The following is an 18,462-nucleotide window of genomic DNA, read 5'->3' as shown; positions in this document are numbered from 1 at the left end:
GTCGGCTCAGGAGTAGTCGCTCAGGTACTCGGAGAGCTTGGGGCTGTCGACATCGAGCGCGACCGGCGGCACGTCGACACCGTTGTTCTTCTTGCCCTGCAGGATGTCGATCGGCACATTCGCGACGGCTTCGCCGATGTCCTTGATGCGCACGGCGACCGACACGCGGTAGATGCCGCCCTGGGATACCGCGGTCAGGCCCTCCTTGGATCCGTCCTGTCCTCCGACGAAGATGCCGGGGTCCTTCGGGTCCTTGCCCGCGTTGACGAACGCCTGCTGGGCTCCGAGTCCCGAGTCGTCGTTGTAGGACAGCACCATGTTGAGATCGGGGTGCGCCTGCAGCACTTCGCGGGTGACCTGCTCGCCTTCGGTGCGGTCGGACGCCTTCTGCGTGGCGACGACCTCGATGTTCGATGCTGCGCCCGGGAACACCTCGTTGAGCCCGTCGTCGCGCGCCGCGCCGACGGCGAGGTCGCGGTCCTGCAGGATCAGCACCTTGATGGGCGCGCTCTGCTTCTCGGCCCAGGCGAGCGCCGCTTTGCCGAGCTCGACCCCGCTGTCGTGGCCGCTGAACAGGATCGCGGCGTCCTGGTTCTTGATGGGCGCGGCATAGGAGACGAACACGCTGCAGTTGCTGCGCGCCTCCTTCGCGAGCGCCTCCATCGAGGTGGGCTCGAGCGGGTACGACACGATGGCCGGCACCTGCTGGGTGACGAGCGCCTGCACGTTGGTGTTCTGCTTCTGCAGGTCGTTGTCGTCGGCGGTGTACTTCACCGTGTAGCCGCGCTTCTCCGCTGCGGCTTCGGCGAAGCGCTGCAGGTCTCCGTAGACCGAGAGGCTGGTCAGCGGGTAGTCGAAGTAGATCTCCTTGCCCGTGGGGCGCTGGCAATCGGCTGCGGCGCCGCTGTCGGAGCCGTCGGACTGGATCGCGCCGCAGCCGGCCAGGCTCACCGCAGCTGCGAATGCCAGCACGGCGCTGAGCTTTCGGAGGTGGGTCATATTCGTCTCTTTCGTCAGGGGTGGCGATAGCGAACAGGAACTGTGGTGCTGCTCATGGCCCGAGGCGCAGGCGGAGAGCCGGCCGCATGACCGGCTCCCCGCTCTTCCTGGGGCCGCCGGTCGTCGGCGTTGGAGTGGATAGTTCCACCAGGTTCGATGTGCTGTCCACTACAAATATGCTCGGCTTCGAGAAGAAATGGACGCACTACCAGCCTGAACTGGGGTTTTCACATGTGGAATTTTCCACTAGAACCCACAGATTTACACTCCAGCAACATGCGGGAAACATCGGCCCGGTCACGACGACGGCCGCGGAATGGCCGAATCAGTTCCGTGAGGTCTCGGCGACGATCGCCCGGACGAAATCCTCGTAGTCGGCGCTGTCACGCACGATGCGGGCGACTCGCGCCTCATCGGAGAGCATCGCGATCACCGCACCGAGAACGTCCCTGTACGCGTGGCGCCCTGTCGGACTGAGCGCGAACAGCACCACCATGCGGACCGACGACCCACCCCAGTCGATCGGTTCTTCGCTCATCACGACCGAGATCGCCGTGCGACTGCAGTCCATACGGAAGGAATGAGGGACGGCGATCTGGCCGCCGAACGCGGTCGATGACAGACGCTCCCGAGCGAGCACGTCCTCATGGAATCCGTCACTCGCCACGCCGGCAGCCGTCAGGTCCTCGCACATCGACCGCAGAGCTTCATCGCGCGTCGTGCGCGCGACCCGCCGGAACAGCCTCGGGTCGAGCAGTTCGGTGAGGGTCCAGCGGATCCGAGCAGCGCTCTTGCGGTGACGAACGCGGCGCACGGCGTCGCCGATCCGGTCGAGTTCGGCGCGCGAGGGAATCGGAGTCACCGCCACCGCGTCGCGCTGCAGCCCCACCGGCAGCTCGATCACGGAGACGATCAGGTCGGCGTTGATCCCAGCCCAATCGGGAAGCAGGGAGGCGAGCAGACGCAACCTGACCGTGTCACCCAGGTGCACGGACAGGCGCTCGATGAAGGCGGTGCGGGAGTCGTAGTGACGCGGAACCACGCAGACGACGTCGACGACGTCGTGAGCTTCGAGCGATCGCTGCAGGTAGGTGCCGAGGTGGAGCGCCAGATAGACGATCTCGTCCTCGCCGATGCTGACGCCGGTGCGGCCCTCGATACGGCTCGCGACGAAGACCGCGAGGTCGTGGATGAGGGGGTGCGACTGCTTGAACTCGGCGCGCAGCGGATTGCGCACCGAATGACCGGCGCGAGCACGATCCAGCATGTTCCGCACGTGCAGCCCCAAGTTGACGACGAAGGCGTCATCCGTGATGTCGAGGGCGTACTGAGCGCTGAGCTCGTCGACGACATCGCGAACGAGACGCACGTTCTCGTCATCCGCCCCGATCGCTGCTGCGCTGCCGATCCGGGTCCCGATGAGCTCGGCCAACCCCCGGACCTCCCCGTCGGGCAGCCGGGCGCCGAGATCTGCTTCCAGCTGCGTGCCGACGTGCGCCGCCGCGGCCAGCGCCCGCGGATCGAGAGCCGGGTCGCCGTCCTCGGCGGCGCGGGAATGACCGTCGTCGATCCGCTCGAGCGCGATCGCCAGATGGAGGGTCAGGTCGATGAGCTCGTAGTCGTGCAGGTCGAGCGTCGACTCGGCGAGCGCCGCCTCGAGGATCCGGGACAGCTCCGCGACGGGGTAGCGATTCAGCTCGTGCAGCGCCGCCTCCAGACCAGCGCCCGTCGCGCCGCGCGCCGAGCCGAGCAGAAGCTGGCGGACGAGACGACGACGATCGGATTCCCTCCCGGTCAGGCGGATCGTGTTCCCGGAGCGCGTCAGCGCGAGATCGAACTCGCGGATCACGGTGCGGACCTTCGTCAGATCGGCCTCGAGAGCGGAATCGGAGATCGACAGCGATGCCGCGAGGTCGAACGCGTCGATCCCGTCGCGAGCGCGCATGAGACGCTGAGCGATCGTGAAGATCCGATGACCGGACACGGACTCCCGCCGAACGACGGGGGCCGGCGGAGCCGCGCCGTCGACGATCGAGTAGCCGCGGTGCTCGGCTGCGATCACCGGTGACGCGGCCGACGCATTGATCGCCCGCACGTCGGAGCGCACGGTGCGCGAAGTCACCCCCAGGAGTTCGGCGATGCGCGAGCCGGCGAGCAACGGGCCCTGATCGCGCAGGATCCCGAGCAGCTTCTGACGTCGTTCGTGGGAATCCATGCGCCTCCGTCCACCGGTGCTTCCGCGACGGCGGAAGAAAGTTTGTTGGCGAGAGTACCCCGGCGGCCCGCACCCTGAGCGTGCGGCGTCATCGGCCGCGAGGAGAGGAACCACCGTGAATGACGAGGACTACGCCGCGGCGTTCGAGCTGATCAGCGCCGCGGGCGGAGCGCGATCGGATGCGATGCTCGCGCTCCGCGCAGCCCGCGACGGCGACGAAGCAGGCGCGCAGCAGCTTCTCGCTCAGGCAGATCAGCAGCTGCTCGCGGCTCACCGCATGCAGACGACCCTGATCCAGCAGGAAGCCGGCGGGTCGCCGATCCCCGTCAACATCATCCTGGTGCACGCGCAGGATCACCTCACCTCGGCCATGATCACGAAGGATCTGGCTGTCGAGATCGTCGCTCTTCACGCTCGGCTCGGCGCCCGCGCGGGAGAGCAGTCGTGACGCGCGCGAGCCAGACCGTGGTGGTCGTCAACCCCTCAGGACTTCACGCGCGGCCCGCCACCGAGTTGAGCAGACTCGCCGGCTCTCTCGAGTCGAGCGTGCAGATCGCCGCTCGAGGCCGCTCGGTGAACGGAGCGAGCGTGCTCGGCGTCATGTCGCTCGGGATCGGTCGCGGAGACGAGATCGAGGTGACCTGCGACGGGCCCACGGCCGATATCGATCTCGACACGCTGATCACCGCGGTCGAGTCCGGACTCGGGGAGTCGCTGTCATGACCGCGCCGGACCAGAACCGCACTCACGAGAAGTTCCTCTGGGGCAGCGCGACGGCTGCCTACCAGTGCGAAGGCGGATGGGACGAAGACGGAAAGGGTCTCTCGAACTGGGACGTGTTCTGTCACAGCGACGACAACGACGTCAATCCGGTCGACGGCGACGTCGCGAGCGATCACTACCACCGCTACGAAGACGACATCCGGATGATGGCCGAGGGGAACCAGAACGCCTACCGGTTCTCGATCTCGTGGAGCCGCATCATCCCGGACGGGACCGGAGCCGTCGAGCAGCGCGGCCTCGACCACTACCGCAAGGTGATCGAGACCTGCCACCGCTACGGGGTGGAGCCCTTGGTCACCCTGTACCACTACGACCTGCCACAGCCCCTGTTCGAGAACGGCGGATGGGAGAACCGGGAGACGGTGGACGCCTTCGAGCGCTACGCCGAGGTGTGCTTCGACGCGTTCGGCGACAGCGTCACGCACTGGATGACGGTGAACGAGCCCAACTACGAGACGCTCTGCGAGTACGGCATCGGCAACTACCCCCCGAACGTGCGCGACCTGCGTCGACGCTGGCACGCGATCTACAACATCCTGCTCGCTTCGGCGCGTGCCGTCGTGCGCTTCCGCTCGGGCGGTCACGCCGGCCAGATCGGTCTGGTGAGCGACAGCTACCCGATCGAGAGCCTCGTCGACGACGAAGCGCACCGTGACGCGGCCCGACTCGCCGACCTCTTCTTCAACCGGTGCGTGAACGACGTCGCCATCGACGGGACCTTCCCTGTCGAGTTCCTCGACAAGATCGAGAGCGACGGCACCGACATGTCGTTCATCCACCGAGACGACGCGGCCGTCTTCCTCGACGGGACGATCGACTACCTCGGGCTCAATGTCTACGACCGGATCCTCGTCAAGCCCTACACCACCGGCGAGACCAACCTCCGAGCCAACAACACCGGAGACGCCACGAGCACGAATCAGATCATCGTCAAGGGATGGTTCGAGCACGACGTCGATCCGACGACGGAGAAGAACCCCTGGGGGATGGAGATCTACCCGCAGGCCATGTACGACATCCTCGTCGAATTGCGCGACCGCTACCCGGGCACCCCGGTGATCATCACCGAGAACGGGGTCGGCTACCGGGATGTCGTCGTCGACGGAGAGGTCCACGACGACTACCGGATCGACTATCTTCGCGGCTTCGTCGAGCAGATGCAGCGCGCCATCGACGACGGGTGCGATGTGCGCGGCTACCTCGTCTGGTCGACCATCGATCTCTACAGCTGGATCAACGGCTACGAGAAGCGCTACGGGCTCGTCCGTGTGGACTTCGACACCCTCGCGCGCACCCCGAAGGACAGTTACCACTGGTACGCGGCACACATCGCCGCACAGAAGGAGATCACGTCATGAGCGCCATGGAGAGGATGACCGGCACGATCGAGAAGCGGATCGCGCCGGTCGCCAACAAACTCGCCCGTCAGAAGTACATCCAGGTGATGCAGAGCACGTTCCTCAGCCTGATCCCGTTCTTCACCCTCGGCAGCTTCGCGCTCATCATCGTCAGCCCGCCCGTCGACCCTCAGCGACTCGACCCCGGATTCGGGCGGTCGTTCTTCCAGGGCTGGACCAGCCTCGCCGACTTCGCGGGGCCGGCCGTGCTCCCGATCTACTTCGTGACGATCGGCGCGATCTCCCTGTACGTGGTCGCCGGCATGGCGTTCTACCTCGGCCGGCACCACAAGATGCAGTCGATCGTCCCGGTGGCGACGGCGCTCGCCGCCTTCCTGATCATGGCGGGCACCGACGAGAAGAACGAGCTCACCACCGCCTATCTCGGCGGCACGGGTCTCTTCACCGGCATCATCGTCACCATCGGCGGATTCGAGCTGTACCGGTTCCTCTATGCCAAGCGCGTCGGGCGGATCGAGCTCAGCGGCAACGGCGTGCCGCCGGCATTGACCGAGTCGCTGGCGTCTCTCGTCCCGATCGTCATCGTGCTGCTCACGGCGGGAATCGTGAGCGCGCTGACCCGCGTTCTCACCGGGTCGCCGTTCCCCGACCTGATCCGGCTGATCCTCACGCCGTTGGTCTCGGGTGTGAACACGATCTGGGTCGTGATCCTGCTGGCGGTCGTCGTCATGCTGCTGTGGTGGTTCGGCATCCATGACACGGTCATCACCGGCCCCCTCTCGCCGTTCCTGATCAACAACATGACCGCGAACGCCGCGGCGTACGCGGCCGGCGCGACGACCCTCGCGCTGCCGTTCATCGTCTCCGAGCCGTTCTGGTGGACCTTCATGGCGATCGGCGGATCGGGCGCGACGATGGGTCTCGCGTTCCTCGCCGCGTTCAGCAAGTCGAAGCACATCAAGACCGTCGGTCGACTGTCGGTGGTGCCCGCTCTCTTCAACATCAACGAGCCCCTGATCTTCGGACTGCCGCTGATGTACAACCCCGTGCTGTTCTTCCCGTTCATCGGCACGATGGCCTTCAACGGCGCCGTGGCGTTCGTCTTCATGGACCTCCACCTGATCGGGCGCCCGTTCGTCGATCCGGGATGGAACATGATCGCGCCGGTCGGAGCCCTCATCTCGACACTCGACTGGAAGGCGATGCTGCTCGTCCTCGGTCTCATCGTCGTCGACGCCCTGATCTACCTCCCCTTCTTCAAGGTCTACGAGAAGCAGAAGCTCGCGGAGGAGCGCGCTCAGGCCGACTCCGATGCCGAGGCCGTCGCCGCCTCGCCGACGACCACCCCTGCCGCATCCCCGGTCACCGACAACCGCCTCGCCGACGGCGACGCGGCCGCCCAGCCCATCTGAAAGTCATCACCATGAAGATCCTCCTCGTCTGCAACGCCGGCATGAGCACCGGCATCCTCCAGAACAAGCTCGAACAGCGCGCCCGGGAGCTGGGTGCCTCCGCTTCCGTCCTCGCCGTACCTCTGGTCGAGGTCGACGAGCACATCGGCGACGCGTCGGCGGTGCTCCTCGGACCTCAGATCCGGTTCGCACTCGACGACATCAGCGGCATGGCACCCGAGGGCGTTCCCGTTCTGGCGATCTCGGCGCAGGACTTCGGCATGATGAACGCTGCCAAAGTCTTCGACGACGTGACGGCCGCCCTCCGGGCGTGACCTCGCTCGACTGAGCCGGCGAGGCGGCGCGATTCACCGCCGATCGGAGTCCTCGGGGATCGTCGGGCCGAAGCTCAGCAGCACCTTGCCCGACCGTCGCGCGTCGGATGCGGTCTCGAACGCGGAGACCGCATCCGACGCGTCGACGACGTGGGTCACGACCCCCGTGACGTCGAGAGAGCCGTCGGCGAGCGCCTGCACGACCTCGTCCATCTCCTCGGTGAAGCGGAACGAGCCGACCAGCTGCAGCTCCTTGCGCGTCGCAGCGGCGATCGGCACCGGCTGATCACCCGCCGGAAGCAGACCGACCATGATCACACGACCCGCGCGTCGAGCGATGCGGATCGCGAGTGCGAGACCCGCCGGCGAGCCGGATGACTCGATGACCACATCCGCCTCGATCTGCGCGACCGACTGCTCGTCGGAGACGAGCACGCCGTCCGCGCCCAGCTCCCGTGCGGCCTCGACCGGTCTCGAGAACAGGTCGAGCACCCTCACCGCCGACGCCCCGTCGCGGCGCGCCACCGCTGCGCTGAGCGCGCCGATCGGACCGCCGCCCACGACGGCGACCGACCTCCCCCGGACGTCGCCGGCCTGCCGGACGGCGTGCCACGCGACGGCGGCGGGTTCGGCGAGCACCGCGCGACGATGGTCGAGTCCGGCCGGAACGACGCGGAGCATGCGAGTCGGAACGACGAGGTGGTGGACGAACCCGCCGTCCGTGTGCGGGAAGTCCATGGCGCTGCCGAGGTAGGTGCCGCCGCGGGACAGGTTCTCCCGCCCCGGAGGATCGATGTCGGCTCCCGGCGTCGCCGGGTGGACCGCGACGGAGGCGCCGACCGGCGGGCCGCTGAGGTCGGCGGCGGACTCGATGACCGTCCCGACGACCTCGTGGCCCAGCACCATCGGCGCGCGCAGCACGGCCGAGCCGACGGCGCCGTCACGCCAGTAGTGCAGGTCCGATCCGCAGATCCCGCCGTACGTGACCCGCACGACCGCCTCGTCGGGATCCGGGCGCCGTAGGTCGACCTCGTCGATGCGGAGATCTCCGGCTGCGTGCACGACGACGGCATGCGTGGACCTCGGCGTCCGGCTCACAGGACCGCCAGGATGCCGCCGTCGACGTAGACGGACTGTCCGTTGACGAAATCCGACGCGGGCGACACGAGATAGAGGAGCGTGCCGACCAGATCGTCCAGCTCGCCCCACCGCGCCGCCGGGGTGCGATCACGGAGCCAGGAATCGAAGCGCTCGTCGTCGCGAAGACCCTGATTGAGTTCGGTCACGAAGTACCCGGGTCCGAGCGCGTTGACCTGCACGCCGCGACGGGCGAGATCGCCGGCGAGACCTCGCGTCAGCATCTTCACCGCCCCTTTGGTCGCCGCGTAGGGCGCGATGCCCGGGCGTGACGCCTGGGCCTGGAGCGAGGTGATGTTCACGATCTTGCCGTGGCCGCGCTCAGCCATCCGTCGGCCTGCCTCGCGACTCATCACGAAGACGGAATCGAGGTTGGCTCGCGTGATCGCGTCCCAGTCGCTGTCGGTGTAGTCGAGGATGTCCCCGCGAAGCTGAGTGCCGGCGTTGTTGACGAGTATCTCGATCGGTCCGAGGCGATCCTCGATCCCGTCGATCGCGCGTCGCACCTCGTCGGGCTCGGCCGCGTCGAACGCCTCACCTCGCACCCGGTCGGCACCGAACTCGGTCGCGAGCTGATCGACACGCTCGGCCACCTGGTCGTGCTGACGGCTGTTGACCACGACGATCGCACCCGCCTCGAGCAGGCCCCGCGCGAGCGCGAGGCCGATGCCGCGGGTCGAGCCGGTGACGAGCGCGATGCGCCCCGAGATGTCGAACATCGGATGCGATGCCATCAGAGGACTCCTTCCAGAGAGACCGAGCGGGGCACGATCGCGCCCCGATGCCGGATCACCAGACCGGCGAGGGCTTGACCCGACCGCGCCGCGTCGAGGCCGGAGCGTCCCGCGAGTCGGGCCGCGAGGTAGCCGGCATCGAAGGCGTCGCCCGCACCGGTCGTGTCGACCGGCGCTGCATCGGGCGTGGTGCGGATGCGCTCCACGCCGTCGGTGCGGATCACCGTCACCTCGCCGGGGCCGTCGGTCACCACGACCTCACGGGCTCCGAGATGGAGGTAGTGCTCTCCGACCGACTCGGGGGTGGCATCCTCCGAACGGAGCAGACGCTCGTCGTCGAGCGACGGCAGCACGAGGTCGGCGTGCGCGGCCGCGGCGTCGATGGCCGCCTGAGCGTCCGCCGCATTCCGCCATCCTCGTTGCCGATAGTTCGCGTCGAACGCGATCGTCGCACCCGCCCGTCGCAGGCGTGCGAGCAGCTCACCGAGCCCACGCCGTCCGTCGGCAGTGAGGATCTGCACGGTCACCGCCGAGAACACGACCAGGTCGGCGCCGTCGATGCTCGCCGCGACCTCCGCATCCCATCCGGGACCGAACATCCCGCGTGCCGGCGAGGCGTCGCGGTAGTAGGTGAAGAAGCGCTCGCCCGCCGCGTCGTTGCGGACGAGATACAGACCGGGAGAGGCGTCGCTCACGCGGTGGGCTTCGAGTTCGATCCCCTCACCCTGCATGGCGACCGCCTGCTGCTCGCTGAGCCAGTCGTCCCCCAGCCCCGTGAGGTACTGAACGCGGGCCTCGCTCGGAAGCAGCCGCCGAAGATACACCGCCGTGTTGAAGGTGTCCCCGGCGAAGCCGATCGCCGCCGCGCCGTCGTCGCCGACGGCGACCTCGATCATGCACTCGCCGATCGCCGCGACGCGGGTCACGGCGTCGACGCCGTCTCGAGCTGAGCACGGAGCTCCGCAACCGCCGCCGCGACATCGGGGGCGGAGTAGAGATCACTCCCCACTCCCACCGCGACGGCACCCGCGGTCAGCCAGGCGCCGACGTCGGCGATCCTGATCCCTCCCGTGGGCATGATCGACGCGTGCGGCAGCACGGCCAGCAGGGTCCGCAGGTAGGCGACGCCGCCGAGATGTGCCGGGAACAGCTTGCACAGTCCATGCTGCGCCGCCGCGGCGATCTCGCCGGGGGTCGATCCGCCTTCCGCGAAGCGCACGCCGTGATCGGCGGCGACCGCGCGGACCGCCGGCGCCGGGAATGGGCTGACCAGGAAGCTGGCGCCGTGCTCGATCGCCAGCTCCGCATCCACGGCCGAGGTCACCGTGCCCATCCCGATGGCGGCACCAGGATGGGCCGCGCGCGCCGCGGCGAGCGCCTCATCCCATCTCGGGATGGTCGTGGTCAACTCGATCACGTCGAGTTCGGCGTCGACGAGCAGGGCGCAGATGCGCGCCGCGGCGTCGGGGTCGGCCGCGCGCACGACAGGAACCGCCCGCTGAGCGATGATGCGCTGCTGGACGTCAGCGGGGTGCACGGCACGGGCCTGCTCAGTCATCGAGATCGTCCCCGAAGATGCGCTCGCCGGGCTTGGCCCAGCGGCGCACGACCTCGAGATCCGGCTCGAAGCCGATACCCGGGCGGTCGGTCATGGGGATCGACCCGTCGACGATGACCTGCTGACCGACCACCTCGTCGAAGAACGGCACGTCCTGGGCGTGGAACTCGAGCGCGAGGAAGTTCGGCCAAGTCGAGGAGACCTGAGCGGCGAAGGCCGTGCCGATAGGCCCGGCGATGTTGTGCGGCGCGACCTGGAGGCCGCGATCGTGCGCCGCCGCGGCCAGCCGGCGTGCTTCATTGACTCCCCCGAACTTGCCGAGATCGGGGGTGACGACCGAGAGCGATCCGGCCTGGATGAGGGGGTCGAAGGAGCGATAGCCGATCAGGTTCTCGCCTCCCCCGATGGGAGCCGTCGACACCTGCGCCAGCGAGATCAGCCCCGCGACGTTCTCGGGCGGAAGCGGATCCTCGAGCCAGAGGATCGGCGCATGCGACACCGCCTCCGCCAGTCGCACGGCCGAGGCGACGTCGTAGCGCCAGTGCAGATCGAAAGCGAGCTCGACGCCGGGACCGGCGCCATCGCGGATCGCGTCGACCATGTCCTTCGCGAGCCGTTCCGCGCCCGCGGGCATGGTGCGGGAGCCGGCCCGCTCGGGAACCAGGCCGGGCACGTCGAGATCGAACTTCAGCGCGTCGAAGCCCTTGCCGACAGCCTCGGCCGCACGACGGTGCAGCAGCTCGAGGTCGATCGGCTCGGTTTCGGCACCGGGGTCGAAGAGGCTCGCTCCGATCGACCCTTCGGCGATCGCGTCGGCGGCCGCCCAGCGCGGCCGGCGGATCTCGAGCATCGGGCCGAGGCCCATCAGCCCGGTGCCTCCGTGGCAGTCGGCGTAGACCCGGACGCTCTCGTGAAAGCGCCCGCCGAGCAGACGCCACAGCGGAACGCCGAGCTGGCGCGCAGCCAGATCCCACAGCGCCGCGTCGATCCCCGAGAGCGCGTTGTGGACGATGCCGCCGACCGAGCCGGCCCCCGATGCGGCGGCACGGAGGCGCGCGCCGATCCGCTCGATGTTGCGCGCATCATCGCCGACGATCAGGTCGCCCATCTGCTCGATGATGCGCGTCAAGCCGGGGGCGAAGAACGATTCGCCCCAGCCGACGGCGCCGTCGGCGGTCTCGATGCGGATGATGGTCCAGTCGAAATTGGCCTCGATGACGGCCGTCGTGACGGATCGGATTGCAGACATGAGAGCGGTCTCCAGGTTGGGGTTTGCGAGGCCGGGCCGCCGGATCGTGAACCGGCGGCCCGATGAGGTCACTGCGGCGTCGAGGCCGGGGTGCTCGACGGCGCGGCGACGCTGCGGTCGAGGCGACGCACGAGCACGGCGACTCCGGGAACCAGGGCAGCGGCGACCACCGCGGCGCCGGCGATGATCCAGAGGCCGTCGGTCGCCGCACCCGTGGCGTCGACGATCGCGCCGATCGCGAGCGGCCCGAGCCATCCGCCGAGATTGCCCACCGAGTTGACGGTCGCGATCGCGGTTCCCGATCCCGCGCTGTTGAACAGGCGGGAGGTGAGCGACCAGAAGACGGCCTGCGGCCCCAGGATGCCCGCCGCGGCGACGGACATGAAGGCCAGCCGCAGGGCGGGTTCGTGCACGATGATGCTGAGCGCCATCGCGACGCCGGCGACCACGAGGGGAACGGCGATGTGCCAGAAGTACTCCTGCCGCCGGTCGGCGGAACGAGGGATGAGGTACAGCGCCGCGGCGCCGCACACGTAGGGGATCGCGGACAGCCATCCGGTGGCGGCGTCCGAGACCCCGAAGCCGCTGACGACCGTCGGAAGCCAGAAGCTGAGGCCGTAGGAGGCCACGACGATCATGAGGAACTGCACCACGAAGAACCACACGCGCCCGCTGCGCAGCGGCGCGAGGATGCTCGAGGTCTTCGGGCTGGACTCGTCATCGCGAGCGATCTCCTCGGTCAGCCAGCTCCGCTCGTCGTCGGGCAGCCACTTCGCCTGATCCGGGCTGTCGGTCAGGAAGCGCAGCGTCACGACACCGAGGATCACGGCGGGCAGTCCGGTGACGAGGAAGATCCACTGCCATCCGTGGATGCCGAGGACCCCGTCGAGACCGGAGAGCGCTCCGAGGATCGGGTTGCCGACGACGAAGGAGAGGGGATTGGCGAAGATGAAGAGCCCGTAGATCCACGCCCGGTGGCGCTTCGGGTACCACTTCGTCAGGTAGAACAGGATTCCCGCATAGAACCCGGCTTCGGTGGCTCCGAGCAGGAATCGCGCGAGGTAGAACGTCAGCTCTCCGGTGGCCAGCGAGGTGAGCATCGTCACAGCGCCCCAGGAGATCAGGATCCTCGAGAACCATCGCCGAGCTCCCACGCGGGTGAGGATGGCGTTGCTCGGAACCTCGAAGAGCGCATACGCGATGAAGAACATGCCTGTTCCCATGAAGAACGCGGCGTTGCTGAGCCCGAGCTCCGACTGCAGGGTCAGTTTGGCGAATCCGACGTTCGAGCGGTCGATGTAGGCGACCACGTACAGCAGCACGAGGAACGGGATGATCCGCCTCGTGACTCTCCTGATGACTTGCTTCTCCATCGATCGTCCTCCTTTGGGCGATGTGGGTTGTGTGCTCAGAGCACGCCGAATGTGCGGAACGCTTCGGTCGAGGACATCCCGCCCTCGATCGCGCGGAGGACGAGGTTCTCGGTCGCCGCCTTCTCGAAGGCGAGTCCGATCACCTCGGTCTCGACGTCCTGGGGGATGACGACGACGCCGTCGCGGTCGCCGACGATGAGATCGCCGGGCACGACATGCACCTGGCCGATCTCGATGGGGACCCGGTAGTCGAGGACCGACTTGCGCACGCCGGCGTCCTGCGCGTAGGAACCGCGGCTGAACACCGGCCAGTCCTGAGCGAGCACGCCGCGGGTGTCGCGGTGGTAGCCATCGACGACCGCACCCGCCGCACCGCGCCGCCGCGCCGTCGCCGTGAGGATCTCTCCCCACGCGGCGGTCGGGATGTCGGCGTTGCGAGCGAGGTACACCTCGCCGGGCTCGAGCTGGTCGAGTGCCTCGGTCAGACGCCCGAACGGCTGAGGCTGCGCTCCGAAGACGTCGGCGATGAGCACCGGCATGGCGCGGCCGACGACGATCATGTCGCTGGTGAGGCCGCGGACTTCGGGCGGGAGGAACTGGTGGGGTCGGCCGAGTCCGTCGAGGATGTCGCCGATCACCGGTGTGTAGAGCTCGTCACGGATCCGCGCGAGCAGCTCGTGCTCATCCGTCGTCGCGGTCGAGGTCGTCTTCTGGATCGTCATGGATCGCTTCCTGGTCGTCGCTGGCCAGATGGCAACTTATAAGAGAAGTTGGCAAGTTGCAAGGAGCCCATCGCGGGCGGCCACCCTGCTAGCGTTTTCGTCGACCGCGAGGAGTCGCTATGCCGAAGGTGCAACGCCTGCCGCTCACCGATCAGGTGACCGAGGCGATCGTGGAGCTGATCGACGAAGAAGGACTCCGCGACGGCGCCACGCTGCCGCCGACCGGCGAGCTGGCAGCGCGCTTCGGCGTCAGCGTCCCGGTCGTCCGCGAGTCCATCGCAGGCCTGGCCACGATCGGACTCGTGAAGAGGCAGCAGGGCCGGGAGAGCGTCGTGTCGACACCGGACGCGTCGCACCTGACGCGGCTGCTCTCGTGGCGCATCGCCAACGCGGAGGTGTCCGACGAGGAGATCCAGCAGTTCCGCGAAGTCGTCGAGGTCGGGAACGCGCGCCTCGCCGCAGCGAACCGCTCCGACGGAAGCCTCGACCAGATCGAGCAGGCGCTGCAGGCGCTGCGCTCAGTGGACTCACCGGAGAGCCTGCACGACGCCGACGTCGCCTTCCACTCCGCCGTGGCGCACGCCGCCGGCAACGACCTCTTCACCCTCACCCTCGACGCGCTCGAGCCGCTGCTGCGCCGCATCCGCCAGCGCGTGTGGAATGGATGGGTGGCTGAGGGCGGGGACCTCGAGAGCATCATCGGAGCGCACGCCGCGATCCTCGAGGCGATCCGCGACGGCGACGGCGAGGCGGCGAGTGCGGCGATGACCGCGCACCTCAGCCAGGCGCGCCAGGGGCTCGAGTCGCCACTCGATTCGGACGGCACCGCTCCGTTCGTGCGTTCCTGACCCACATCCCCTCGACTTCTCATCTTCTCTGAGAAGTTGTACGGTGCCTCTCATGTCATCGACGACGCCAGCAGCTCCGCCCCGAATCCGCCGCGCGGTCATCGCCGGAACCGTCGGGACCCTGATCGAGTGGTACGACTATGCGCTCTACGGCGCCGCCGCCGGCGTCGTCATCAAGCCGCTGTTCTTCCCCGACCTGGTCGACTCGGCCGGTGCCCTCGCCGCGTTCGCCACCTTCGCCGTCGGATTCGTCATCCGTCCGATCGGCGGCATCGTGATCTCGCACATCGGAGACCGCATCGGGCGCAAGCCGGCTCTCCTCCTGTCCGTTCTGCTGATGGGCGGAGCCACCGTGCTCATCGGAGCTCTTCCCACCGCCCTGTCGATCGGGGTGGCGGCGAGCCTGCTGCTGATCGCGCTCCGGCTGATCCAGGGGTTCGGCGCCGGAGCCGAACTCGCCGGATCGATCACGCTCGTCGCCGAGTACGCACCCGCCAACCGCCGTGGATTCTTGACGGCGCTCCCGAACGCAGCAACCGCAGCCGGATCGACGCTCGCGACCCTGGCGTTCCTCGGAGCATCGGCGCTGCCCGGTGAGGCGCTGCTCGACTGGGCCTGGAGGCTGCCCTTCCTCATCTCCGCCGCCCTCTTCGCCGTCGCCCTCTACATCCGGAAGCGACTGGACGAGACCCCGGAGTACAAGTCGGCGTCCGGCACGCAGCCGACCGCGCCGATCGGCGAGCTGCTGCGCCGCAGTCCGCGCCAGCTGATCGCGGGATTCCTGTCCGTCACCGGCCACAACGCGTGGACCTACCTGCTGTCCACGTTCTCGCTCAGCTACCTGACCGGGACGCTGCAGGTTCCCGCGACCCAGGCGCTCCTGGCTGTGGTCGTCGCGACCGTCGTCGGATTCCTGCTGACGCCTCTCTTCGGGCAGCTCTCCGACCGGATCGGCCACCGCATCGTGTTCGCCGCGGGGGCGATCTTCGCGCTCGCCTTCGTCTTCCCGATGTTCGCCATGATCGACACGCGCAACGTGTGGCTCGTGGCGTTGGCCCTGTCGGCGGGTTACGGCCTCGGATTCGGGTGCATGGCCGGCGCCCAGGCCGCGTTCCTCGCCAACCTCTTCCCCGTCCGCTACCGCTTCACCGGCATCGCCGTCACCCGCGAGCTCAACGGCGTCGCGGTAGCCGGCCCCACGCCGCTGATCGCATCCGCCTTGGTCATCGCCGGCGGCGGGGCGCCGTACCTTGTCGGCATCTACATCGTCGGATGCTGCCTGCTCACTGTGCTCGGGATCGCTCTAGCCGGGTCGAGTCGCACGGCGTCGGGCCTCGCCTCCTCCCGATGACGAGGCCCGGCACCGGAGACCGGGTGGTCGTCAGCGCGCGCCGAGGAGATGCTCCGTGGCGAGCTGCTGCAGGCGCACGAAACCCGAGCCCCTGCCGCCGAAGTAGGCGTCGCTGTCGAACTCCTCGAAGGCAGAGCTGTCGGCGAGCAGGTCGTCGTAGCTCTCGCCCGGGGCGAGGGTCGGCGTCGCGAGCTCGGGCACCCGGGCCGCAGCGAGCGCCGCCGTCACCTCGGGGTCTGCGCGGAAGGCGGCGGCGCGCTCCTTGAGCATCAGGTAGTTCGACATGTTCGCCGCCACGCTGTCCCAGATCCCCGACTCGTCTTCGGTGCGGCTGGGCTTGTAATCGAAATGCCGCGGACCGTCATAGGCGGGAACGCCGGCGGGTCCGCCGTTCTCGAGCAGGTCGACGAGCGCGAAGGCGTTGTGCAGGTCGCCGTGGCCGAACACCAGGTCCTGGTCGTACTTGATGCCGCGCTGGCCGTTCAGATCGATGTGGAAGAGCTTGCCGTGGTAGAGGGCCTGCGCGATCCCGGCGGCGAAGTTCAGGCCCGCCATCTGCTCGTGCCCGACCTCCGGGTTCACACCGGCGAGTTCGGGGTGCTCCAGCGAATCGATGAACGCGATCGCGTGCCCCAGGGTCGGCAGCAGGATGTCGCCCCGCGGCTCGTTCGGCTTCGGCTCGATGGCGAAGCGGATGTCGTAGCCCTTGTCGATCACGTACTGCGAGAGCAGGTTGACGCCCTCGCGGTAGCGCTCGAGGGCCTGGCGCACATCCTTCGCACTGTCGTATTCGGCGCCCTCGCGACCGCCCCACATGACGAAGGTCGTCGCACCGAGCTCCGCGGCCAGGTCGAGGTTGCGCAGCACCTTCCGCAGAGCGAAGCGGCGCACGGCGCGGTCGTTGGAGGTGAAGCCGCCGTCCTTGAACACGGGTGCCGAGAACAGGTTCGTCGTGATCATCGGAACCCGCAGCCCGGTGTCGGCGAGCGCCTGCGTGAGGCGGTCGATCTCCGCCCGCCGTTCCGCCTCGGTCGAGCCGAAGGCGAAGAGGTCGTCGTCGTGGAAGGTGAGCCCCGCGGCACCGAGTTCGGCGAGCTGCTCGACGACGTGGACGACATCGAGCGGGGGGCGCGTCGGCCCACCGAAGGGGTCGGTGCCGTTGTAGCCGACGGTCCAGAGGCCGAAGGTGAAGTTGTCGGATGGTTTCGGCGTGAGCGCCACGGGGATCTCCTTGGGGATGGTGCGGTGGGGCGGTGGGTATGCGGGGCGACGACCGTCGTCAGTCGAGCGTCGCGTTCTCGTCGATCGTCATCGATGCGCTCGACGCGATTCAGCCTCCCGCGGCGACGGATCGCGTCGTCGAGCGCAGGATCAATCGCGGGCGCAGCAGCACATGGCGCGACTCCGTGCGCCCGCCGATCCGCTCGAGCGCCAGGCGCCCCGCGGTCTCGCCCATCTCGAAGCCGGACTGGTCGACGGTGGTCAGATCGATCGGGCCGATCGAGGTCATGCGGGAGTTGTCATAGCCGGCGAGCGAATACGCATCCGGCACTCGCAGGCCCCGCTCCCAGAGCTCGCTCATGATGCCGAACGCCGTCACGTCGGCGCCGGCGAAGACCGCGGTCACCGCTTCGGCGGTCTCGGCGATGACTCGGGCGGCCTCGTGCCCACCCGTCAGACTCCATCGCGAGTCGACGACCATCGCGCTCTCGGCGAGACCGTGGCGGGCCATGGCCTCCACGAAGCCGGCCAATCGCACGCTCTCGGGCCTGTCCGGCTCGAGACTGTCCTGCTGGTTGGCGACGAAGGCGATGCGGCGGTGCCCCAGCGCGACCAGGTGGTCGACGACCAGGGCCGAGCCGAGCTCGTCATCTCCGGATACCGAATCGAGGGCCGCGCTTCGACTATGACGACCGACGACGACGAGCGGGATCTCGCCGGCGATGCGCTCGAGATCGGCTCCGGTCACGACGGGGCCGATGAGCACGAGGGCATCCATCTGGTGATCGATGAGGGCGTCGATCACCGCGTTCTGAGAGCCCGCGTCGTACCCGCCCGGCGAGATGAGCAGCTCGTAGCCCTGCGAGCGGACGACACTGGTGATCCCATCGGCGATCAGGCTGAAGAACGGGTTCTCGATGTCGGAGACGAGCAGACCGAGCGTGAACGTGCGGCCGCGCATCCCGCGCGCCGGGCGATGCGGACGGTAGCCGAGGGCGTCCATGGAGGCCTGCACGCGCTGCTTCATCGCTTCGCTGACGCCGTAGGCGTTGCGCAGCACCTTCGATGCCGACGCCGTCGACACCCCCGCGTGCTGTGCGACATCGACGATGGTCACGCGCCGCACCCGCGCGCCGGTCTCGGCATTGATCTGCGTCACATCGACCGCCTTTCTGCACTGATCAGAGA

General features: G+C 68.3%; 18 protein-coding genes. 7 read left to right on the top strand and 11 right to left on the bottom strand.

The genetic code is table 11. The annotated features are described in order from the left end of the window. Nucleotides 1-6 precede the first annotated feature (6 nt). A complete protein-coding gene (locus tag BJ979_RS05130; protein WP_179565807.1) occupies nt 7-999 on the bottom strand; it encodes a sugar ABC transporter substrate-binding protein in 993 nt (330 codons plus the stop codon). Nucleotides 1,000-1,324: 325 nt separating this feature from the next. Further along, nucleotides 1,325-3,328: a PRD domain-containing protein gene (locus BJ979_RS05125; protein WP_179565805.1), complete on the bottom strand. Its 2,004-nt coding sequence runs from the start codon at nt 3,326-3,328 to the stop codon at nt 1,325-1,327. 1 nt (nt 3,329) lies between these two features. Here BJ979_RS05125 and BJ979_RS17880 point away from each other — a divergent pair, with 1 nt between their 5' ends. From BJ979_RS17880 to BJ979_RS05100, 5 genes are read left to right on the top strand one after another with little or no spacing between them, the layout of a single operon-like run. Further along, a complete protein-coding gene (locus BJ979_RS17880) occupies nt 3,330-3,662 on the top strand; it encodes a PTS lactose/cellobiose transporter subunit IIA (RefSeq protein ID WP_218853444.1) in 333 nt (110 codons plus the stop codon). Beyond that, nucleotides 3,659-3,937: an HPr family phosphocarrier protein gene (locus tag BJ979_RS05115; protein WP_179565801.1), complete on the top strand. Its 279-nt coding sequence runs from the start codon at nt 3,659-3,661 to the stop codon at nt 3,935-3,937. Before BJ979_RS17880 ends, BJ979_RS05115 begins: the two co-directional genes overlap by 4 nt. Further along, on the top strand, nt 3,934-5,355 hold the full coding sequence (locus BJ979_RS05110) for a glycoside hydrolase family 1 protein (protein ID WP_179565799.1): 1,422 nt from the start codon (nt 3,934-3,936) through the stop codon (nt 5,353-5,355). Before BJ979_RS05115 ends, BJ979_RS05110 begins: the two co-directional genes overlap by 4 nt. Next, on the top strand, nt 5,352-6,767 hold the full coding sequence (locus BJ979_RS05105; protein WP_218853443.1) for a PTS sugar transporter subunit IIC: 1,416 nt from the start codon (nt 5,352-5,354) through the stop codon (nt 6,765-6,767). The genes BJ979_RS05110 and BJ979_RS05105 overlap by 4 nt, the downstream gene beginning before the upstream one ends. Nucleotides 6,768-6,778: 11 nt before the next feature. Next, nucleotides 6,779-7,081, top strand: coding sequence for a PTS sugar transporter subunit IIB (locus tag BJ979_RS05100; RefSeq protein WP_179565797.1), 303 nt, complete (start codon nt 6,779-6,781; stop codon nt 7,079-7,081). Between the two features lie 33 nt (nt 7,082-7,114). Here the strand turns inward: BJ979_RS05100 and BJ979_RS05095 are convergent, their stop codons facing one another. The 7 genes from BJ979_RS05095 to BJ979_RS05065 all read right to left on the bottom strand — a co-directional run bounded on the left by BJ979_RS05095 (nt 7,115) and on the right by BJ979_RS05065 (nt 13,854). After that, nucleotides 7,115-8,143, bottom strand: a complete 1,029-nt coding sequence (locus tag BJ979_RS05095; RefSeq protein ID WP_343046604.1) for an L-idonate 5-dehydrogenase — start codon at nt 8,141-8,143, stop codon at nt 7,115-7,117. 32 nt (nt 8,144-8,175) lie between these two features. Then, on the bottom strand, nt 8,176-8,937 hold the full coding sequence (locus tag BJ979_RS05090) for an SDR family oxidoreductase (protein ID WP_246286950.1): 762 nt from the start codon (nt 8,935-8,937) through the stop codon (nt 8,176-8,178). Between the two features lie 14 nt (nt 8,938-8,951). Further along, nucleotides 8,952-9,878, bottom strand: a complete 927-nt coding sequence (locus BJ979_RS05085; protein ID WP_179565791.1) for a sugar kinase — start codon at nt 9,876-9,878, stop codon at nt 8,952-8,954. Continuing rightward, nucleotides 9,875-10,510 carry a bifunctional 4-hydroxy-2-oxoglutarate aldolase/2-dehydro-3-deoxy-phosphogluconate aldolase gene (locus BJ979_RS05080; protein ID WP_179565789.1) on the bottom strand — a complete coding sequence of 212 codons (636 nt, stop codon included), beginning with the start codon at nt 10,508-10,510 and terminating at the stop codon, nt 9,875-9,877. The genes BJ979_RS05085 and BJ979_RS05080 overlap by 4 nt, the downstream gene beginning before the upstream one ends. Beyond that, a complete protein-coding gene (locus BJ979_RS05075; RefSeq protein WP_179565787.1) occupies nt 10,503-11,759 on the bottom strand; it encodes a mandelate racemase/muconate lactonizing enzyme family protein in 1,257 nt (418 codons plus the stop codon). The genes BJ979_RS05080 and BJ979_RS05075 overlap by 8 nt, the downstream gene beginning before the upstream one ends. Nucleotides 11,760-11,827: 68 nt before the next feature. Then, nucleotides 11,828-13,132, bottom strand: a complete 1,305-nt coding sequence (locus BJ979_RS05070) for an MFS transporter (protein ID WP_179565785.1) — start codon at nt 13,130-13,132, stop codon at nt 11,828-11,830. A 35-nt stretch (nt 13,133-13,167) separates the two neighbouring features. Beyond that, entirely contained in the window at nt 13,168-13,854 is a 687-nt protein-coding gene (locus BJ979_RS05065; protein WP_179565783.1) for an RraA family protein, read from the bottom strand. A 119-nt stretch (nt 13,855-13,973) separates the two neighbouring features. On the opposite strand from BJ979_RS05065, the gene BJ979_RS05060 reads away from it, so the two are divergent. Next, nucleotides 13,974-14,702 (top strand): FadR/GntR family transcriptional regulator, encoded by a 729-nt coding sequence (locus BJ979_RS05060; RefSeq protein ID WP_179565780.1) that lies wholly within the window; start codon nt 13,974-13,976, stop codon nt 14,700-14,702. A gap of 52 nt (nt 14,703-14,754) precedes the next feature. Further along, nucleotides 14,755-16,053 carry an MFS transporter gene (locus tag BJ979_RS05055; RefSeq protein WP_179565778.1) on the top strand — a complete coding sequence of 433 codons (1,299 nt, stop codon included), beginning with the start codon at nt 14,755-14,757 and terminating at the stop codon, nt 16,051-16,053. A gap of 30 nt (nt 16,054-16,083) precedes the next feature. Here BJ979_RS05055 and xylA read toward each other — a convergent pair whose 3' ends face one another. Both xylA and BJ979_RS05045 read right to left on the bottom strand, forming a co-directional pair. Continuing rightward, complete coding sequence (gene xylA, locus BJ979_RS05050; RefSeq protein ID WP_179565776.1) at nt 16,084-17,274, bottom strand: xylose isomerase; 1,191 nt, start codon at nt 17,272-17,274, stop codon at nt 16,084-16,086. A gap of 109 nt (nt 17,275-17,383) precedes the next feature. Continuing rightward, a complete protein-coding gene (locus BJ979_RS05045) occupies nt 17,384-18,433 on the bottom strand; it encodes a substrate-binding domain-containing protein (RefSeq protein WP_179565774.1) in 1,050 nt (349 codons plus the stop codon). Between the last annotated feature and the right edge of the window lie 29 nt (nt 18,434-18,462).

The organism is Schumannella luteola, assembly GCF_013408685.1.
Taxonomy (GTDB): Bacteria; Actinomycetota; Actinomycetes; order Actinomycetales; family Microbacteriaceae; genus Schumannella; species Schumannella luteola.
This window is presented reverse-complemented; position numbering and strand designations above follow the sequence as displayed.

What these genes read in the sequence shown, in the direction of transcription:
- BJ979_RS05130 (WP_179565807.1), bottom strand. Translation starts at nt 999, where the DNA reads ATGACCCACCTCCGAAAGCTCAGCGCCGTGCTGGCATTCGCAGCTGCG.
- BJ979_RS05110 (WP_179565799.1), top strand. Translation starts at nt 3,934, where the DNA reads ATGACCGCGCCGGACCAGAACCGCACTCACGAGAAGTTCCTCTGGGGC.
- BJ979_RS05105 (WP_218853443.1), top strand. Translation starts at nt 5,352, where the DNA reads ATGAGCGCCATGGAGAGGATGACCGGCACGATCGAGAAGCGGATCGCG.
- BJ979_RS05100 (WP_179565797.1), top strand. Translation starts at nt 6,779, where the DNA reads ATGAAGATCCTCCTCGTCTGCAACGCCGGCATGAGCACCGGCATCCTC.
- BJ979_RS05090 (WP_246286950.1), bottom strand. Translation starts at nt 8,937, where the DNA reads ATGTTCGACATCTCGGGGCGCATCGCGCTCGTCACCGGCTCGACCCGC.
- BJ979_RS05080 (WP_179565789.1), bottom strand. Translation starts at nt 10,510, where the DNA reads ATGACTGAGCAGGCCCGTGCCGTGCACCCCGCTGACGTCCAGCAGCGC.
- BJ979_RS05075 (WP_179565787.1), bottom strand. Translation starts at nt 11,759, where the DNA reads ATGTCTGCAATCCGATCCGTCACGACGGCCGTCATCGAGGCCAATTTC.
- BJ979_RS05070 (WP_179565785.1), bottom strand. Translation starts at nt 13,132, where the DNA reads ATGGAGAAGCAAGTCATCAGGAGAGTCACGAGGCGGATCATCCCGTTC.
- BJ979_RS05065 (WP_179565783.1), bottom strand. Translation starts at nt 13,854, where the DNA reads ATGACGATCCAGAAGACGACCTCGACCGCGACGACGGATGAGCACGAG.
- BJ979_RS05060 (WP_179565780.1), top strand. Translation starts at nt 13,974, where the DNA reads ATGCCGAAGGTGCAACGCCTGCCGCTCACCGATCAGGTGACCGAGGCG.
- BJ979_RS05055 (WP_179565778.1), top strand. Translation starts at nt 14,755, where the DNA reads ATGTCATCGACGACGCCAGCAGCTCCGCCCCGAATCCGCCGCGCGGTC.